At 64.1% G+C, this 15,929-nt stretch carries 10 protein-coding genes; 7 read left to right on the plus strand and 3 right to left on the minus strand.

Going from position 1 to position 15,929, the window contains the following annotated elements; genetic code table 11:
• Positions 1–369 precede the first annotated feature (369 nt).
• On the plus strand, positions 370–4,068 hold the full coding sequence (locus IFO71_RS03635; RefSeq protein ID WP_192028178.1) for a choice-of-anchor Q domain-containing protein: 3,699 nt from the start codon (positions 370–372) through the stop codon (positions 4,066–4,068).
• Positions 4,069–4,106: 38 nt separating this feature from the next.
• Here IFO71_RS03635 and IFO71_RS03640 read toward each other — a convergent pair whose 3' ends face one another.
• Complete coding sequence (locus IFO71_RS03640; RefSeq protein ID WP_192028179.1) at positions 4,107–5,936, minus strand: TonB-dependent receptor plug domain-containing protein; 1,830 nt, start codon at positions 5,934–5,936, stop codon at positions 4,107–4,109.
• 172 nt (positions 5,937–6,108) lie between these two features.
• On the opposite strand from IFO71_RS03640, the gene IFO71_RS03645 reads away from it, so the two are divergent.
• From IFO71_RS03645 to IFO71_RS03655, 3 genes are all read left to right on the plus strand, one after another.
• A complete protein-coding gene (locus tag IFO71_RS03645; RefSeq protein ID WP_192028180.1) occupies positions 6,109–6,774 on the plus strand; it encodes a Fe2+-dependent dioxygenase in 666 nt (221 codons plus the stop codon).
• Between the two features lie 112 nt (positions 6,775–6,886).
• The gene (locus IFO71_RS03650) at positions 6,887–9,145 is read left to right on the plus strand and encodes a TIGR03032 family protein (RefSeq protein WP_192028181.1); all 2,259 of its coding nucleotides are present in this window, start codon (positions 6,887–6,889) and stop codon (positions 9,143–9,145) included.
• 64 nt (positions 9,146–9,209) lie between these two features.
• Positions 9,210–9,719: a gamma-glutamylcyclotransferase family protein gene (locus IFO71_RS03655; protein WP_192028182.1), complete on the plus strand. Its 510-nt coding sequence runs from the start codon at positions 9,210–9,212 to the stop codon at positions 9,717–9,719.
• 143 nt (positions 9,720–9,862) lie between these two features.
• Here the strand turns inward: IFO71_RS03655 and IFO71_RS03660 are convergent, their stop codons facing one another.
• Positions 9,863–10,294, minus strand: a complete 432-nt coding sequence (locus tag IFO71_RS03660; protein ID WP_192028183.1) for a hypothetical protein — start codon at positions 10,292–10,294, stop codon at positions 9,863–9,865.
• An 82-nt stretch (positions 10,295–10,376) separates the two neighbouring features.
• Positions 10,377–11,081 carry a response regulator gene (locus tag IFO71_RS03665; protein WP_332309306.1) on the minus strand — a complete coding sequence of 235 codons (705 nt, stop codon included), beginning with the start codon at positions 11,079–11,081 and terminating at the stop codon, positions 10,377–10,379.
• A gap of 140 nt (positions 11,082–11,221) precedes the next feature.
• Here IFO71_RS03665 and IFO71_RS03670 point away from each other — a divergent pair, with 140 nt between their 5' ends.
• Genes IFO71_RS03670 through IFO71_RS03680 form a run of 3 tightly spaced genes read left to right on the plus strand, consistent with a single transcriptional unit; the run spans position 11,222 to position 15,929 of the window.
• A complete protein-coding gene (locus tag IFO71_RS03670) occupies positions 11,222–11,812 on the plus strand; it encodes a hypothetical protein (protein ID WP_192028184.1) in 591 nt (196 codons plus the stop codon).
• Positions 11,809–14,982 (plus strand): hybrid sensor histidine kinase/response regulator, encoded by a 3,174-nt coding sequence (locus tag IFO71_RS03675; RefSeq protein WP_192028185.1) that lies wholly within the window; start codon positions 11,809–11,811, stop codon positions 14,980–14,982. Before IFO71_RS03670 ends, IFO71_RS03675 begins: the two co-directional genes overlap by 4 nt.
• On the plus strand, positions 14,979–15,929 hold the full coding sequence (locus IFO71_RS03680) for a diguanylate cyclase domain-containing protein (protein WP_192028186.1): 951 nt from the start codon (positions 14,979–14,981) through the stop codon (positions 15,927–15,929). The genes IFO71_RS03675 and IFO71_RS03680 overlap by 4 nt, the downstream gene beginning before the upstream one ends.

Below are 15,929 nucleotides of genomic sequence, written 5' to 3' on the forward strand. Positions count from 1 at the left end.
AGCGGCCGAATGAGGGCCGTGCCAGCGCCGAAAGATGGCGAACACTCTGTTATCTCAACACCATCGGTCGAAACTCTCGCCCCGCCTGGAATTGCCGGATCTTTCGGCGCGACCTCATGAAATATCCGGGTTAACCCGGCCCGATCGCCAGCCTGGGTGCCGCCCATCACCCACTGAATGGGCCTTCCGGGCCTCCTGCCCTGGAGGTCTGCCGGTGGGCGCCGGCCGCTTCAACAGCTTTCCATGCTGACGCAGAGCAGCCCGCTGATCGGGTGCAATAGGCACGTGTCCGGTCTACACTCCAGCGACAGTTTCGCGGTCGAACTCGGCGCGTGCCGGAGCTTGGGCGTGCCCACCAAGGGGGCCACTATGCCGCGTCATCAGCTGCTTGCGCTTGCGGTTGCTCAGGCCTTGTTCTTGCCTGCGGCCGAGGCCGCCACCATCACCCTCACCAACAACACCGAGACGATCGCCGACGATGGGTTCTGCACCCTGCCCGAAGCAATCGAGAACGCCAATGGCGATTCGCAAAACGGACGCACCATGTCCGGCGAATGCGCGGCCGGCAGCGGGCCCGATACGATCAGCCTGGCCGGCTACAGCATCACCCTGACCACCGCCCTGCCCACCGTTGTGGAGTCACTTAACATCAGTGGCGGCGGTGGCAGCGTGCAGCGCTCGAGTGCCGTGATCTGTGACTTCGACGCCTTTCCCGATGCCGGGGAATTTCGCCTGCTCACCGCCAGCAGCGGCAACCTGGAACTCAGCGACATCACCCTGCAGAACGGCTGCGCCGATAATCCCGGCGTCAATGCCTCCAGCGGCGGTGCGGTCAGCGTCTATGCCGGCAACCTGAGCCTGACCGGTGTCACCCTGAGCCAGAACTCGGCGGTATACCGCGGCGGTGCGATCCATTTCACTGCGACCGGCTACAGCCTGACCATCAACAGCAGCAGTATCAGCAACAACACTTCGAATTGGCAGGGCGGCGCGATTCATACCCATGGTGTGGCTGTCACCATTGATCAGAGCAGTCTGAACTACAACGGCACCTCACAGAACGGCGGCGCTCTGGCGCATTTTGGTGGCAATACCGTTCTCATCACTAACAGCGAGTTACGTAACAACCGCGCACCGCAATCGGGCGGCGGCGCGTTGTTCGTCAGCGCCAGTGTGGTAAGCCTCGACAGCTGCACCGTGCATGCCAACTCCAGCGGCTCAGGATCAGGTGGCGGGCTGTTCGTCAGCAGCGGCTCCCTGCAGCTGATGAACTCCACCGTCAGTTCCAACTTTGCCCAGGCCGGAGGCGGCGGGGTGTTTCTGAACACCAGCTCGGCCAGCTTGATCGGCAGTACGTTCTCGCAGAACACCAGCTCGGCCAGCGGCGGCGGCGTCAGAAGCGGCAATGTCGGTGGCCCGCTGCTGGTGCAGAACTCGCAGTTCAACGGCAATTTTGCCAACAACTATGGCGGTGGTCTGTACGCCTCGGCACCGGTCACCCTGGACAGTTCCACGTTCAGCCACAACCGCGCCGATGGCGGTGCGGGGGTACGCACGCGCGATTATGCGGCCGTCGTTCAGGACAGTACGTTCTCCTTCAACACGGCTGTCTACGACGGCGGCGGTCTGCAGAGCACGGCCGACCTATCGGTGACGCGGAGCACCTTCCAGTCGAATACCGCGGGCATCAGGGGCGGCGGTGTGTATGCCACAGCCGAACTGCAACTACAGGACAGCACACTGGCCTACAACAGCGCCCTGCAGGCCGGCGGGCTGTTCGCCCGAGGCTATGTCAGCAAGGAAGTGCGCGACAGCAGTTTGATTGGCAACCTATGCGCCGAAAACTGCCAGCTCTACAGCCACCAGGGCACCCTGTCGATACAACGCAGTCTGTTGATCGGTGGTGGCTGCTATAGCCAGAACACTACCAACTCGTACAACAATCTAAGCACCGTCAACGATTGTGCTGGCCTGGCAACCCAGGTGACGGCAGCGGCCCTGAATCTTGGCGCTCTGCGCGACAACGGCGGCGCCACCCAGAGTGTCATGCCCGGCATCGGTTCGATCGCCATCGATGCGGGTGGAACTGGCTGTGCCGGCACCGATCAACGCGGCGTCGCCCGCGCCTTCAACGGCCAATGCGATGTCGGGGCGGTGGAGATCGACGAGACAGCGCAGACCGGCGTCAATTTTCTGGTCAATGCGGCAGATGACCTGGGCGACAGCTTCTGCGGCAGCGAGCCGGGCGAATGCACGCTCCGCGATGCATTGTTCGCGGCCGACAGCGAGAGCAGCGCCTCCACTATCAGCTTCAGCGAAGCGGTGTTCACCGGCACACAGACACTCAGCCTGAGCCAGGGTCAACTGGAGGTGCTCAGCGAGGTCAGCGTTGAAGGCCCCGGTAGCAGCGTGCTGATCATCGATGCCGCGGCTGCCAGCCGCCATTTCGGTATTGACGTCAGTGCCGGCGATCCGCTGATCAGCCTGAGTGGCCTCACTCTGCAAAACGGCTCACAAGGCACCGCGGGCGGCGCCATCCACACACTCGAAAGTCTGCAGCTTGACGATGTGGTGTTGCAGGGCAATACCGCCACCCGCGCTGCTGCCATCGGCGCCTACTTGCCCATTGGGGGCAGTTTCGGATTGAGCAACAGCCGGATCAGCAATAGCCACAGCAGCGGCGGCATCTACGGCGCCGCGCGTATTGGTGGCTCCAGCGCGACCGTATCTGTACTTAACTCTGTGTTAAGTGGCAATACAGCCAGTTATGGCGGCAGTGCGCAAGGCGGCGCTCTGATGATCTCCGCCAGCGGCGCCAGTCAGATCAACCTGCAAGACAGCCAGTTCTACGCCAACCTGATGAACGGCTCGGGCCAGAAATCAGGCGCTGGTCTGGCGATATTTGCCTCGGAGGGTAGCAGTGTCTCGCTGTCCGGCTTGCTGATCAGTGAAAACACCGCGGGAGGCACCGGTCAAGGCTATGGTCGTGGCGGCGGTCTGTGGATCGATCTGGAAGAAGGCGCCAGCCTTACCCTGCGAGACTCAACGATCGACAGCAATCTGGCCGCCCGCGACGGCGGCTCCTTTGGCGTCGGCGGCGGCCTGGGCATCGAAGCCCACCAAGGCAATGTGCAGATCCTGAGCAGCACCATCAGCGGCAATCGCGCCGATGATCTCGGCGGCGGGCTGTTTGTTGATGTCCAAGGTGACGCGACGGTAACGCTGGCCGACTCCACGGTATCCGGCAACCATGCCGACGACGGCGGCGGCGCCTTGACCACTAGCTCGGGAAGCTTGGAGCAGGTATCCGTGCTGCGTTCCACTGTGGTGGACAACACGGCGGGCAATATCGGCGGCGGCCTGCGACACATCGGCTTGTTGGGCACCTTGTCCCTGCAAGGCAATGCATTGGCCAACAACCAAAGCCTGGGCGGCGTGCCGCATCCCGATCTGTCGCTGGTCGGCAACCCTTTGCTGCAGATCAGCGACAATCTCATTGGTGATTATCGCGGCTCGGGCCTGGACGAGGCGCCGATCGGCAGCCCGGATGGCAGCAATAATCTGGTCGGCAGCCCGGATGGCGCCGGCGTGATTGATCCACGCCTGGAGCCTCTGGCGGACAACGGCGGCGACACCCTCACTCATCGGCTGATTGCCGACTCGCCCCTGATCGACCGGCATGGCAACTGCAGCGGCCTGACCGACCAGCTGGGTCGCGATCGCGGCATTGATGGCAATCTGGTCGCCGACGATGACTGCGACGTTGGCGCGGTCGAGTTCTACCCCACCATCCACCGCGACGGCTTCGAAGACGGCATCATCGTCAAACGCTTCGAGCAACGCAGTGCCATGCTCAGTCGTGCCGAGCTGAGTCCGCGCCTGAAGATTCCCGGCCAGGCCAAACTGGTGCTGCGCGCTGGCGCCCGGGACAGCTCAGGCCTGCTCCTGGTCCACGCCCGACGCCTGGGTGGGCGCATCGAACTGCAGCTACACCGCTTTGAACACGGCGAGTGGCATGAAGGTGCCTGGGCGCCGCTACGCGGCGAGCAGGCGCTGCTGCGCTGGTAGGGTCGCTACCCGCGTACTCACGTCACAGAACATAGGGTTTAATCGAAACGCCACTCCAGTTCGAGATCGAATAGTCGTCCATCCCAGCCCGGACGCTGCACACGGTTGACGAAGAAGTACAGGGCGTCGATGTCCTCGTCGAAGGCATTGCGCAGGCTGGCACGCAGGGCGAGCCGCGGCGCCGCGCGCGGTACCCAGCCCAGGCTGAGATCGACCCGATCGTAGCCCGGTGCATCCATCTGGCCGAGATCGCGCTGGCCGACATAGTTCCAGTGCAGACCCCACTCGACCGAGTCGCCGACGCTGCCAAGCAGGCCGAGATTGCCGATCCACCGCGCGTAGCCGACACTGTCGGCCGCCGCCACCGTGGTGGTCCGCTGGTCCTCGGGGTCGACCCAACTCAGATTGCTCAGTAGACGCAGCCGGTGGCCCAGACGCTGCTCCCATTCCAACTCGATGCCCACCGCCTCGGCTTTCGCACCGGGCCGATACGGCGGTGGCGGCAAGCGCAGGTTGTCGAAGCGCGAGTGAAACAGGGTGATACGCCCGACCGCGCCAGCGCGCCGGTAGATATAGCCCAGATCCACCGTTTCCACCTGCTCGAAATCCACCGCTGGAACCGGCTGTTCAGCAGTGTCGTACAGGTACTGGAAGGTCGGCGCGCGCAGCCCAGCCGAATACTGCGCCTTCAGCGTGTGCTGCTCGGCAGGTCGCCATACCGCCGCCAGTCGCGGCGACAGCTGATTGCCGATATCGCCATGGCGATCGGCGCGCAGCCCCAGGGTGAGGTCGAAGCGATCGGTCAAGGCCAGGGTGTCTTGCAGCAGTACGGAGACCAGGGTCTGATCGAGGTCGTCGACCACAAACAAGGGCAGGCTCGGCGGCCCCGGCGGCACGAAGGTGGCCTGGCGCAGCGTGTTGCGACTGAGCTGTGCACGCAGCAGCCAGCGCTGCAGTCCAGCGCCCCACTCGAGATCGCCGCCCAACCGCCAGACACTGGCGTCGTAGTCGATCGCCGGCGTGCGAATATGGTGCCGGCCGCGCTCAATATAGGCCCGGGCCGCCACTGCTTCGGCTGGCGTCCAGCGCTTGCCAAGACGCAGCACCGCACTGCGCTCATCGGTCGGGAAACGACGGGGATCCGGCGCCTGACTGAAATCTCGTCCAACCGCCGAGCCGGTCAGTTCGACGCCGGCGAACTCGGCGCTCAGCGTCAGCAGTCGACTGCGTTCGTTGAGATCCTCACGGGCGGCACTGAAAGGTTGATCCGGGCCGCCGCGCTCACCACTGCGACGCAGGCTGGCACCCAGGCTGAAGCGACCGATCTCGCCGCTGCGGCTCAATAGCGCACCGGCGTGCTGGCGATCCTTGCTGCCGCCGCCCAGCCACACCAGGCTGTCATCACGCCGGGTGATGATATTGATGACGCCAACGAAGGCGTAGTCGCCCCACAGGCCCGAGCCAGGACCGCGGATCACCTCGATCCGCTCCACCTGCTGGATCGCCATGTTCAGCACGGCGCCACTGATGCCGGAATTCTCCTGCGACAGCGTCACCCCATCGACCAGCACCTTGAAGCCGCCAGCACTGTCGAAGAACGGCACGCCGCGAGCGAAATACAGTGGCAGGCCAGCGAAGTCGCGGTTAGCCTGCAGCCCCGGCACCAGGGCAATCGCATCGGCCACGGTCTGGAAGCCAAGCTGTTGCAGACGCTCGCGCGGATATACCCCGACGATGCCCGGCACATAGTCGGAATTGGCCCGCTCTCGTGTCAACTCAGCGGTCTCTTCATCCAACAAGGCCTGCAGATCATCAGCCTCACTATGAGCAAGCGCCGGTAGCGCCACCACCAGGCACGCAGTGAGCAACAGGAGTCGGGGCAGGTGATGCGGCATGGGCGAGTTACGAGCAGCGAGAAACGCTCCATTCTAACCAGGGATGCCGCAACGAGCTGTGGCCTGCTTCCAGGTTCAAGCCCAGTCGGAAGTGAGACCTGCGCGACCCGCTACACTGGTCACGGACCCCACGACCCGAGCCGCCATGATCCACCTTATCCCCGATCTGTTGAGCGCCGAACAAGTCACGCTGCTGCGCGAACTCGCCGCGAACAAGGAATTTGTCGACGGTCGCGCCACCAATGCGCAATCACGGGTCAAACATAACCAGCAGATCGATCAGCAGGACAAGGAGGTCGAAGCCGCCGGCGATGTGGTGGTGCGTGCGCTGTTCGGCCACCCCCTGGTACAACGCACAGCATTTCCGCGCACCATTCCCGCCCCGACCATCGCGCGCTACGTGCCCGGCATGCACTACGGCCCGCACCTCGACGAGGCCGTGCTGCAAACCCGGCCACAGCCGATGCGCAGCGATATGAGCTGCAGCGTGTTTCTCAATGAGCCGGAGGAGTACGAAGGCGGCGAGCTGGAAATCTGGCTCGGCAGCGAACGACCGCGGATCAAGGGCCGCGCCGGTTCGGCGGTGATCTACCCCACCGGCGTAATCCATCAAGTGCTGCCGGTCACCGCCGGCCAACGCCTGGTCGCGGTGACCTGGATGCAGAGCCGCATCCCCAGCGCCCAGCACCGCCACATCCTGTTCCACCATCTGGAGCTGATGCATCGACTAGGACCGAAGTGTGATGAAGGGGACAAGCTGTTGCTGGAGTCGGTCAGGACCAATCTGATGCGCCTATGGGTCGACCCCTGAGCTGAAAACCACACTATGCTTTTGCAACGGAACTGCAGACGGCATTATTGAACCGGCCGATATTGCCCGGTCAGTTTCCGATCCTTCCTTGACAGCAGCGGTGACCTAGTCGATGCAGAGTTTTGCCAGCCAACACACTCAGAGTTTTGCCGAATTCCTGCGCCAGGCCGGCGTCTCCCTGGTGGTATCCACCTACCAAGCCGGGCAATTGGTGCTGGTCAGGCCGCAGGGGCAAGGCGCCAATACCCACTTCATTCCGATGAAGAAGCCGATGGGCATCGCGGTGGAAGGTGGCCAGCGGCTCACCATCGGCGATGCGCACCGGATCGATTTCTATCGCAACCTGTCGGCGGTGGGGCGCAAGATCGATCAGGGCCAATACGATGCCGCCTACCTGTTTCGCGCCACCCATGTCACCGGCGATATCGATATCCACGAGATGGGTTACGACAGCGAATCGCAGCTGTGGCTGATCAATACCCGCATGAGCTGTCTTTGCACGCTGTCGGAAGATGCCAGCGTGGTGCCGCGCTGGAAGCCACCTTTCATCAGCCAGTACGATCTGCTCGATCGTTGCCATCTGAATGGACTTGGCTTTCGCGATGGAAGGCCGCGTTATGTGAGCATGCTCGGGGCCAGCGATGAGCCGGGTGGTTGGCGGCGCAACAAGACCAGCGGCGGCCGGATCATGGACATCACTGATGATTCGGTGGTGGTCGAAGGTCTGTGCATGCCGCACTCGCCGCGCTGGTATCGCGAGCGGATCTGGTTTCTTTCGTCCGGCGAGGGGGCGCTGAAGCGGGTCGAAACCGATGGTTCAGTGACTACGGTGGCAGAGTTGCCGGGCTTTACCCGTGGCCTGGATTTCTTCGGTCGCTACGCCCTGATCGGCCTGTCTCAGGTGCGCGAGACGGCGGTGTTTGCCGGCCTGCCGCTGACCCAGCGGGTCGATGAACGGCAATGTGGCGTGTATCTGGTCGATATCGAGGAAGGCAAGATCGTCGGCTTCCTGCACTTTATCGGCGATGTGCGGGAAATCTTCGACATCAAGATTCTGCCGCACCGCGCGCCGGCCCTGGTCGAAGCCAGTGCGCCCCTGCTGACCACCTCGTACGAATTGCCGGAAGACGCATTGAAGCTGGTCGCGCCCGGCGACCCGATCCAGGATGCCCTGGCCGCCGCCACCCGCGCCCACGCCGGCGGAGAGTTGGACAAGGCGATCGCCGCCTATCAGGACATCCTGGCGCAGAAGCCCGATCACCGACAAGCCAAGCATCAGCTCGGTCTGGCCCTGGTCGACGCCGAACGCTGGCAGGAAGGCCATCGGGTGCTGTCGGAAGTGATTGCCGAACAACCGGACAATGCCGAGGCGCTGAACAGCCTCGGCCTGTGTGCCTCGCGCCTGCTGAACTACCAGGAGGCGCTGGGTCATTTCGAGCGCGCGATCGAGATCGATCGCCAGTTCGCCCTGGCACATTTCAATCGCGGCCTGATCCTGCTGAAAAGCAATCGCTATCAGGAAGGCTGGCCGGAATACGAATGGCGCTGGCAGCTGCCCAGCTTCACCCCATTCCGCTGTCCGCATCCGCAATGGCGCGGCGAGGACATCGCCGACAAGCGCCTGCTGGTGCACAGCGAGCAGGGCAATGGCGATCACATCCAGTTCTGGCGTTATCTGCCCTTGCTACGCGAACGCTGCAAGGAGCTGATCTACGTCGGGCCGGAAAAGCTCTCCGAACTGGTCAGCAGCATTCCCGGGGTCGATGAAAGCCGGGTGCCGGGCAATATCCCGCGCGACCGATTTGACTGCTTCGTGCCACTGATGAATGTGCCGCACCTGCTCGGCCTGCATGATCCGAAGCCGATGCTGGAACCCTATGTAAAGGTGCCGGCGCATCTGCAGGTGCGCCGACTGGAAGGCCAACGCAAGATCGGCCTGGTCTGGCAGGGCAGCCCCACCCACAAGGACGACCGTCGCCGCTCACTGAACTTGCAGGCGCTGCTACCGACCTTGCAAGGCATCAAGGCCGACTTCTACAGCCTGCAGTTTCCCATCAGCGGTGAAGAGATTGAGCTGCTGAAGCGGCACGGTGTGCACAACCTGGAGCCGGAGATCAATGGCTACAGCCGCACCGCCGCATTTGTCGAGCAACTCGATGCGGTGATCAGCGTCGACACCGCCATGGCGCATCTGGCCGGCGCCATGGGCAAGCCGGTCTATCTGCTGTTGGCCAAGGATGCCGACTGGCGCTGGGGCCTGGATGGCGATCAGACCCCCTGGTATCCGAGCACGCGCCTGCTGCGCCAGACTGAGCCGGGCGACTGGGGCCCGGTGCTGAATGACCTGGCGCAGCAATTGAGGTTGCGCTGAAAAACTCCCGGATGGAGGTTTTTCAGCAACCTGCTAAGCTCGCCAGCGAAACGATGGGTTAGCGATGAGCGACGCGCTGCAACTGTACTTTGCCTACGGCTCCAATATGCTCAGTCGTCGGCTGCAGGCGCCGGATCGTGCGCCCTCAGCGTTAGCGCTGGCGGTGGCCAGCCTGCCCGGCCATCGATTGCGCTTTGACAAACGCGGCCAGGATGGCTCGGGGAAATGCGATGCTGAGTTCAGCGCTGTCGAGCAGGACTGCGTGCATGGTGTGGTGTACCAAATCGATCCAGCGCACTGGCCGGCCCTGGATCGGGCCGAGGGCCTGGGGCGGGGCTATCGGCGGGCGATGGTCGAGGTGCGAAGTGCGACGCAGTCGCTGCAATGCCTGACCTATCTTGCCACCGACAAACACCCAGACCTGCTCCCCTTCGACTGGTACAAAGCCCTGGTGCTGGCCGGCGCCGAACAGCACGACCTGCCACTGGATTATCGACGCTGGCTGCATGAGGTGCCCTGCCTGGCCGACCCCGATCGCGCACGCCACGCGCTGAATATGACTTTGTTGGAATGACTTGGCAGGTCGGTTGACTTGGCCGTCTTGACGATCGACCGCTGTAGGGTGGGCCTGTGGCCCACCGTCAGCACCCACGATGGCTGGCGCGGCCTACCCTACAAGTCGGTCTGGGGGAATCGACTGCGGGCAAGGATTCTTTCCTAGGCCACCTGTTTCCACACCTGCTCTTTCTGCCGTCGCTCGCTGTTGAGCCGGCGATTCTGCGCCAGCAGATCGAAACGCAGTGTATTGCGACGCTCGCTGCCATCGCGGCGCACCGACTTGCGCTCATCACGCAACGGACGGTAGTAGCAGCGACAGGGCGGCGCTTGCTGACCGTCGGCTTGCAGCGCAACGGTGTCCTCAATGGCCAGTCGCTGACCGGCCAGGCGTCGCGCCGTGCTGCACTGACAACCGTTGCCATGCAGCTGCCACACCGGGCTGATTCGACCGCCCTGACGCTTCGGATCGATGATTCGGGTCATGCTTGGACGGCGTGCCTTGGCCCGCTGACGGGCGCGCAAGGCGCTCTGGTGCATATGGATGGCCATGGTCACGCCGGCAACCAGCAACAGCAGCATCACAACGCTCATTTCGTTCTCCACCTGTTGGCTTGGCGAGCAGTGTGGACGCCGAATGTGCAGAGAGAATGGAGAACGTGGCAGCGACTCAGACTCAGCCGACGAACTTGTAGCCGACGCCGTACACCGACTCGATCGGCTGGCTGTCCGGGGTCACCTCCTGCAGTTTGCGCCGCAGGTTCTTGATATGGCTGTCGATGGTGCGATCGCTGACCACGTGGTCGTCAACGTAGACCGTGTCCAACAGCTGCGAGCGCGAATACACCCGACCGGGCCGTTTGCCCAGGGTGCGGAGCAGCCGAAACTCCACCGGTGTCAACTCCAGTGCGGTGCCATGCCAGCGCGCCTCGAAGCAGTCTTCATCGAGCTGCAGCGGCGAGCCGGGGGTTGCCTCGCGCCAGGCAATCGAGCGCCGCAGCAGGGCGCGCACTCGCGCCGCCACCTCGGCGGCGTGGAACGGTTTGCACACGTAGTCATCGGCGCCAATGTCGAGGCCGCGCAATCGATCGGCCTCTTCGGCCCGGGCAGTGATCATGATCAACGGCACGGTGCTGAATGCACGAATTTCCTTGCAGATGGCAAAGCCATCGCCACCGGGCAAGACCAGATCCAGCAGCACCACGGTGGGCGCATGCTCACGCACCCAGGCCACCACGCCGGCGCCTTCTGCCAGCACCGTGGTCTGGAATCCGGCCTCATGCAGCGTATCCTGCAGCAGCAGGGCCAGCGCCGGCTCATCTTCGACAATCAAGCAATGCCGCTCGCGGTCGGCTTGTTCAGCGGCTGCAGACTGAGTCACGATGTCCGCCTCTCCTTAGTTCCTCCACGATCTGAGCGCATTATGTCAGAGCGGGGAATAGGCCCCGATAGCGAGACCGCACGATTGCCTGCCGACCGCCGCCACTGCCAGCTGCTGCGCCTGCCCGGGATCGTGCGGTGATGCGCGCGGTTCGCCGGCCGCGACGGCCCTGGGCTTGGCTGCTGATCTGCGGTCTCGCGCTCAGTCTCGGCCTGGCCGGCGCCAAGGTTCAGGCCGACAGCTACGATGATCGACGCGTGCGCACTGCGGCACGACTGATGCGCGCCTTGCTGTCGGCCGATGAGCAGTTGCCGAGCAAGCAGTCCGACGAGGGCCTGCTGGAAGTCTGGGTGTGGAGCGACCGGCCGCGCGATGCCGAGCCTCTGCTGCCCTTGATCGCGCCGCCCGGTAATGGGCCTCGGGCCCTGGTGCGCGGCATGAAGATCCAGCTCAGTCTGGTCAGTGATCTGCCCGACGCAGCGGTCGCTGCGCCGATGGCGATCTTCCTGGCCCAGCCGCTGGACGATCCGAGTTTTGCTCGCTTGCTGGCCTGGTGCATTGAGCACGGCGTCATCCTGTACTCACCGTTCGAAGGCGATGTCGAGCGCGGCGCCACCGCGGGCGTGTCCGTGCAGGCCAAGGTCCAGCCCTTCGTCAATCTCAGCACCCTGCGCAGTTCCGGCATCATCCTGCGCCAGTTCTATCTCGACCACTCGCGGGCACAGCCATGACCTCGCGCGCCTCCTTGCTGGTCATGCTCAGCTTTGCCCTTTTGGCCCTGATTCTGGAGTCAGCCCTGGCGCTGTATTGGACCACCCTGCTCGAGCCACGGCTGCGCAGCGAGGCCGAATCCCAGGCGCAGGTGCTGGCCCAGGCGCAGGCCAGCGGCATCGCCCAGGCATTGGGTCTGGACGACCCGACCGAACGCTCGCTGCAACTGGATGAGGTGATCGACAGCCTGCTCCTGTTGCGTGATCCGCGGCGCGACGATCCGTTCTTCCTGGCCCTGAACCTGACCCTTGACTACCAGCAACTAGATGCCGAGGCCGGCAGTCTGGATCGCCGCGCCGGCGAACCCGGGGCGCACGGCTTCCCGGTGCAGGCCGAGCTCTACCACCCCCACACCAGCGCCCTGATCGGCGTGGCTCAGTTCCAGGTCAGCGACGGCTTCTATCAGGCCTTCAGTGGCGACGTCCGACAGCAACTGTATGGCCAGGGCCTGTTTATTGCCGGCCTGCTGGTCCTGCTTGGCGGCGCCCTGGTCTGGCTGCTGCGGGTACTTGAGCAGCAGCAGCTGGCACGCCTGGCCGCGGAGCAGGCACTGGCCGCCAATGAGCTGAAGCTGCAGCATCTGATCGACAATCTCGACAACTACTTCGTTTACGGTCGCGATGCCGCTGGCCGGATCATCTCAGTCAGCGATTCGGTGCAACGGGTGATTGGGGTCGGGCCCGAGGAATTCGTCCGGCGGCGCGGCGATCTGCTCACCGACAACCCGATCAACCAGGCCTCATTGCAGCGTCTGCAACAGCCGCGCAGCGGCCTTAGCAGCCAGTTTGAGTTTGAAGTGCGCGACCCACAGGGTCAGCTGCACCGACTAGAATGCACCGAAGTGGCCGTGCTCGATGACAAGGGCCAGATCCGCGCCATCGACGGCATTGCCCGCGACGTCACCGAGCAACGTGCCCTGGAGGCCGAGTTGCGCCGCGCACGTGACCAGGCCGAAGCGGCCAGCCGCTCGAAGAGCCAGTTTCTGGCCAATATGAGTCATGAAATCCGCACGCCGATGAATGCGGTGATTGGCATGGCCACCCTGCTCGGCAAGTCGCCGCTGACTTCGCGCCAGCGCAGCCAGCTCAGTCAGCTGGAGGCCTCGGCGCGCATGCTGCTCGGCATCATCGACGATATCCTCGATTTGTCCCGCATCGAAGCTGGCCGGCTGAGCATCGTCAACAGCGAGTTCTCGCTCGACGAATTGCTCACCGACCTGACCGCCCTGGTCGGCCAGCGTGCGCGGGACAAACAATTGGATGTGTTGATCGACTGCGACCCGGCAGTGCCCAGCCATCTGGTCGGCGATGCCATGCGCCTGCAACAGGTGCTGGTCAATCTGGTGGTCAACGCGATCAAGTTCACCGAGCAGGGCGCCATCGTGGTCGAGATCGGCCTGCTTGAGCAACGCGGCGATGCGCTACTGCTGCGCTTTGCCGTCCGCGACTCGGGTATCGGCATTCCAGCCGAGGCCTTGCCGCGGCTGTTCGAGCACTTCACCCAGATGGACGAATCCAGCACCCGTCAGCACGGCGGCGCCGGGCTTGGCCTGGCGATCAGCAAGCGACTGGTCGAACTGATGGGTGGCACGATTGGCGCCGAGAGCGAACCGGGCCGCGGCAGTACTTTCCACTTCAGTGCACGCTTCAAGGCAGCCCAGCCTGAACATGACGTTGCACCGACGCCACTGCGCGAGGGGCTGCGTGCCCTGGTCGTCGATGACAGCCCGATCGCACGGGACGTGTTCGGCCATATGCTGGAGTCTCTGCGCTTCGAGGTCAGCCTGACCGACAGCGCAGAGCGCGCGCTGGAACTGATCCAGCACAGCAGTACGCCGTTCGATCTACTACTGATCGACTTCCGTCTGCCGGGCCAGAACGGTCTGGAGGCAGTGCGCGAACTGCGGCGACGCCGCTGTCTGCCGGCCTGCCTGATGGTTACCGCCTACGGAGACGAAGGCCTGGCCGCCGAAGCTGAACGCAGTGGTATCGATGTCTTCCTGCACAAGCCGGTCAGTCCCTCGACCTTGTTCGATGCAGCGGTGCGCGCCATGCATCGTCAAGGCGGCCTGCCCGGCGAGGCGCCCGTCACGCAACCCCATGTTCAGGGAGGCCGCTTTGCGCCCGGCCAACGGGTGCTATTGGCCGAAGACAACGAGATCAATCGGCAGGTCGCTGGCGAGTTGCTAAGCGGGCTCGGCCTACAGGTGGTCATGGCCGAGAACGGCCGAATCGCGCTGGACAAACTGCGCACCACCCGCGTGGATCTGGTACTGATGGACGTGCAGATGCCCGAACTGGATGGCATCGAAGCCACCCGACTGATCAAACAGGACGCCAACTTGGCCAGGCTACCGGTGGTGGCGCTCACCGCGCATGCCATGGCCAGCGACCGTGAGCGTTTTCTGGCCGCCGGCATGGACGACTACCTGGCCAAGCCGATCGACGAGCGCGCCCTGATTCGCTCGCTGTCACGCTGGCTGCGGCGCGAACCCAGCACCGTGCTGCCAAGCGCCGAGCCAGCCAGCGCCAGCGGCAGCAATCTGCCGGCTTTGCCCGGCATCGATGTCGATGCTGCTCTGGCCCGGGTCAATGGCAAGCATGCGCTGTTACTGCGGCTGCTCCACGAGTTCCGCCAACGCCATCGCGACAGCGCCCAACGCCTGGCGATGCAGGCGAAAGTCGATGTTGAGGCCGCCTTGGCGTTGGCCCACACCATCAAGGGCGCAGCCGCCACCCTGGGTGCGATCGAAGTGGCCGAATCGGCACGCCAGCTGGAACAGGCGTTGCGCGCCGGCGAGGACAGCGCAGCGGCACTCGGCCACCTGGGCGGCGCGCTGCAGGCCTTGCAAGGCTTGCCCCTGGATGGCGCGGACAGCGACCAAGCGCCGCGCCACGGCGAGGTCTGCTGGCAAGAGACAGTCAGCGCGCTGGAGGCGGCCTTGGAGGCCCGACGTTTCGATGCTGCGCGCCTGGCCGAACAGCTGCTGTCCGATCTGCCGGCAGCCTTGAGTCGCTCGACCGAGGGTGAGGCGCTGCGCAGTGCGATGCAACGTCTGGATCTGCAGCAGGCCAATACCGAATTGCAACGATTGAAGCTGCGCCTGGCGCAGCAGGAGCTGTCGCCGTGACTGCCGACACGACCTGGGCCACCCCTGCGCGCATTCTGATCGTCGACGATGAGCCGCTGAACATCCAGGTGTTGGCCGAGGCACTGGGCGACGACTACGACGTGCGCTTCACCACTCGCGCCGATGAGGTGACGACGCTGGCCTGTCGGCTGCCGCTGGACCTGATCCTGCTCGATCTGGTGATGCCCGGCCGACATGGGCTTGAGGTGTTGGCGGAACTGCGTGCTGAGGCGGTTTGCCGCGACGTCCCGGTGATCATCGTCACGGCCATGAATGAGCTGGACAACGAAGAGGCCGGCCTGAATGCCGGCGCGGTCGACTACATCACCAAACCGATCAGTCCGGCCATCGTTCGCGCCCGCGTACGCACCCATGTCGAGCTAAAACGGCAACGCGATCAACTGGCCCAGCTGGCCGAGATCGATGGTCTGACCGGCATCGCCAACCGGCGCCGCTTCGACCGCGAGCTGCAGCTGCGCTGGCATGCCGCGCAGCGCCACGGCGACACTCTGTGCCTGATGCTCGGTGACGTCGATCACTTCAAGCAGTACAACGATCACTTCGGACACGGTCCGGGCGACCAGTGCTTGAAGCATGTGGCCGCGGCGCTGGCGCAAGGCGCCGCGCGCACCGATGATCTGGTCGCCCGCTATGGCGGCGAAGAGTTCGCCGTGATCAGTCGGGCCGAGGACAGCGCTGCCCAGGCACAACGCATGCTGAGCGCGATTGCCGAATTGCAACTGCCGCATCCTTTATCGTCTGCCGGCCCTTATGTCAGCCTCAGCCTCGGCGTGCTCGACGTGCGACCGCGCCCCGAACTCAGCATTGATGCCGCCCTGGCCGCCGTCGATACCCTGCTCTATCAAGCCAAACGCCAAGGACGACGCCAAGCCATGCTGCGCCACTACGACCATGACGCCATCACCCCCCTGCGCGCCGGAGGCTGA

Source organism: Pseudomarimonas arenosa (assembly GCF_014841215.1).
Taxonomy (GTDB): Bacteria; Pseudomonadota; Gammaproteobacteria; order Xanthomonadales; family Xanthomonadaceae; genus Pseudomarimonas; species Pseudomarimonas arenosa.